Raw genomic sequence first — 3,325 nt, 5'->3', positions numbered from 1 at the left:
GAAGTTAAAGAGCCGGAAGATGACCGCCGCCGGCACGGCGGCCGGGCCGACGCTGAGCTGGGTGAGAACCGCCACCAGGGCGGCCTCGACGGTGCCACCGCCGCCGGGCAGGATGTTGAAGGTCGAGGTGATCAGGGCGATGCCGAAGGCGGCCAGCACGACGAAGAAGCTGGTGTTCACGCCGAGGCTGTGCAGCACGAGGAGCATCGCCATGCTGTGGCCGCTGAGGGCAGTGAGCTGGATGATCACCAGCAGGGCCACGTCGCGGCGGCGGCTAGAGAGCAGCGCGCGCCCGCGGGCCAAGTCGGCGACGATATGGTCCACCCAGCCGTCGCCCCAGCGCTGCCCGAGCAGCCGGGCCAGGCCGTTCTTCAGGCCGGTGAGCCATCGGCGCAGAGTCTCGGCCCTGCGGGTGAGCACGAAGGCCACGGCGCTGATCAGCGCCACGCCGATGATCGCGGAGACGTAGCTGGCCTCACCAGTGGCCAGGCCACGCCCGGCCAGGAAGACCAGGCTGAAGCTAAAGATCAGCAGCATCGAGACGGCGTAGCTCAACGTCTCCATCGAGGCCAGCAGCGCTGCCTCGCCCGATGAGATGCCGCGGCGGGTGAAGTTGCTGAGCAGGAATGCGTAGCTCCCCACACCGCCTGCGGGGACGGACTGGCTGATCACGATCGCCACAAGCGCGGCCGCCCACAGCCGCAGCAGGCTCATCTTATAGCCGAGGGATCGCAGGACGACGTTGAACACCTGCGAGCTCATCAGGTAGCTCAGCCCGATCAGGACAAATGCAAGAATCAGCCAGCCCGGTTTCGCCTCACGGAGCAGCCCGAAGGCATCGATGATCCATGCGCGGTTCAGAAAGGCGAACACCAGGATCGTCAGGCTGATCAGGACGCTCGTGATGAGTTTCCATCGAGATTGTGGCATCGCGCGCCCTTTCATAGCTGCGGTTGTCGCTTGTTAGACGGTTTGGGCGCCTGAACGGTTGCGTGGAAGCGCCGCAGCCGGACACAGCAGGCCAAGGTGTGGGCGTGTCGCCGCGTCACCAGATGATCCCGAAGCTGCCCTCTTTTCCCGTGGGCTCTTCCCACGTCAGCTCAACCTTCGCGACCTCGGCATGCACAGGGCCGCTGTAGCACCAGCTGACGAGCTTCTGCACGGCTGGGCGTGTGCCCTCAAAGATGGCCTCGACCCGATCATCGCTGAGGTTGCGAACCCAGCCCTCTACACCCGCCTCGCGCGCCCGGTCACGCATATAGGCGCGAAAGTTAACACCCTGGACACGGCCTGAGATAAAGACATGTGCGCGCACCCGTTCCATCGCTCCACTCCTGATCACAACGACGGGCCGGCCACCACGGGCGTTCACCGCCCCGTGAGGATGCCCGGCCTTCCCGAGTATAGCGCAGCCCTGTACTCTCTGCAATAGGACTCAGGGTATGGGCAGGGCATGTGCAACGTCGCTGGCGGCTGAAGCCGCGTCGCGGGGGCCTGCGGCCGACCGCCCACCTTCGTGGGCGGATCCGGCGTCGGCGCAGGCCGACGCCCGGCGCAGCGCGCCCTGCCGGCGCGACGTCAGTCGCCAGCCAGGGGGGCGCGCAGGACGTTGCACATGCCCTGAGGGTATGGGGCGGCGGAGCGTTTTATCTGGTATGATTGCGTATACAACAAAATTGTCATAACACTCGGCGTAGTAGCTGTCTGCAATGTTGCGTTATGCGATTTGCCCCCTTTTTTTGTGTGCGCTCTTGTCATTTGATATTTATATAAAATGACTATACTCTAGCTGTACCTTTGGTTAAATTTATTAAGGGTGTGCCTTTATGAATATGAATAGACTTTCTGGTAGAATAGCCACGCTTGCTATCGTCATGATATTCGCTCTTGCGCATACTGGTCATTCGGCCTATGCCCAGAGTACTGTAGCCTATACATACTCCTTCGATATCCAGCAGGCCACGCTGCCGCCGCTGTTCTACACCGATCTTACCTACATTGCCCATCTCGGCGCGGTGAGCGCCCCCTCAGTTACCGTGAATGGGCGTGCGCCGCTGTCGAGCAGCTACAGCGCTGCCACCGGCGACCTCGTCTTCACCAGCGATCAGGTCGGCGCGGCGGTGATCTCCTTCAGCGCCGTCAGCGCCCCCGCCGGGATCACGGTGAACAAGGCATCGCTGAAGGGCAACAAAGCCTGGGCATGGTCGCACGGCATGGACGACAATGTCTATCTCCAGAATCAGATCGACCTAATCACGGCGAAGGGCTGGCGGGCCACCCTCTTCATGATCGGCAAAGATGTCTCGCCGACGAGGCAGGAGTCTGGATGGATCATCGATCAGCCGGGGCTGGTGGAGCTGATCGACCAGGGCTGGAGCGTCGGCGATCATAGCTGGTCTCATGCCTGTGGTAGTGGTCAGACAGCTGCCGAGATCACAAAGGGGTTCGCTGTGGTGCAGCAGGCGGTGGATGCGAGTAATCACCCGGATCATGTAGTGACCGCCTTTGCGGCACCCTGCTTCGACGCCGCCTATGACGCGCCATTTGAGGCGCTGCGCGATGGGGCAACCACCCTGCTGTTTAACGAGTCGCAGGGGAACCCGCTGATGAATGTGGATGGCGCTGACTACACCAGCGGCGGGGAGACGGCCAGCGCCATGGACTCGACTATCGACAAGATCGGACGGGATACAGGTATCGAGGCGAGTTCGAGCGGTGCCATAGCGACCTTTAACTGGATGTCGGCGAACGCCAGCGCAAATCGGCACTTCTGGTTTAATACGCTGAGCCATGGCAACCAGGAGAGTAACCTGACTAAAGTGCTCAATTCTGCCTACAGCACCTATGGCCCTGGCGGCACGGACGAGCTCTGGATGGCACCCTCTGATGAGATCTATAGCTACCTGCTGGTGCGCGATAATACGACGATCCTGGTCGGCACGCTAGCAGAATCGGGGAGGCCCACCAGCACGGCGACGAACACGGCGACGGCGACGAACACGGCGACGGCGACGAACACGGCGACGGGCACCGCGACGAACACGGCGACGGCGACGAACACCGCAACGGCGACGGGCACGGCGACGAACACGGCGACGAACACGGCGACGGCGACGAACACCGCAACGGCGACGAACACCGCAACGGCGACGAACACTGCAACGGCGACGAACACCGCGACGGGCACGGCGACGGCGACATCAACAACACCCGCCCAGGAAGTACCGGCGAATACGCACATTGTCCTTCTTCCTCTGGTCATCACGCCCTAGCTCTCAACGCATATCTCTCGCTTACTCATATGAACCCTGACCGCCTGCTCACC

General features: G+C 62.3%; 3 protein-coding genes. 1 reads left to right on the top strand and 2 read right to left on the bottom strand.

Translation table 11 applies throughout. From position 1 onward, the window contains the following. Both K2Z83_RS02970 and K2Z83_RS02965 read right to left on the bottom strand, forming a co-directional pair. Positions 1-930 (bottom strand): lysylphosphatidylglycerol synthase transmembrane domain-containing protein (locus K2Z83_RS02970; protein ID WP_220593690.1); only part of this gene is annotated, 930 nt, incomplete at its 3' end. Between the two features lie 115 nt (positions 931-1,045). Beyond that, a complete protein-coding gene (locus tag K2Z83_RS02965) occupies positions 1,046-1,324 on the bottom strand; it encodes an acylphosphatase (RefSeq protein ID WP_220593689.1) in 279 nt (92 codons plus the stop codon). 550 nt (positions 1,325-1,874) lie between these two features. Between K2Z83_RS02965 and K2Z83_RS02960 the strand changes: the two genes are divergently transcribed. Then, on the top strand, positions 1,875-3,272 hold the full coding sequence (locus K2Z83_RS02960; protein ID WP_220593688.1) for a polysaccharide deacetylase family protein: 1,398 nt from the start codon (positions 1,875-1,877) through the stop codon (positions 3,270-3,272). Positions 3,273-3,325: the final 53 nt, after the last annotated feature.

Origin of the sequence: Oscillochloris sp. ZM17-4, assembly GCF_019599295.1 — a bacterium.
GTDB lineage: Bacteria > Chloroflexota > Chloroflexia > Chloroflexales > Chloroflexaceae > Oscillochloris.
Note: the sequence above shows the minus strand (reverse complement) of the source record. Positions and strands in the feature narration are given on the sequence as shown.

Coding starts and splice junctions, on each gene's coding strand:
- K2Z83_RS02960 (WP_220593688.1), top strand. CDS start 1,875: ATGATATTCGCTCTTGCGCATACTGGTCATTCGGCCTATGCCCAGAGT.
- K2Z83_RS02965 (WP_220593689.1), bottom strand. CDS start 1,324: ATGGAACGGGTGCGCGCACATGTCTTTATCTCAGGCCGTGTCCAGGGT.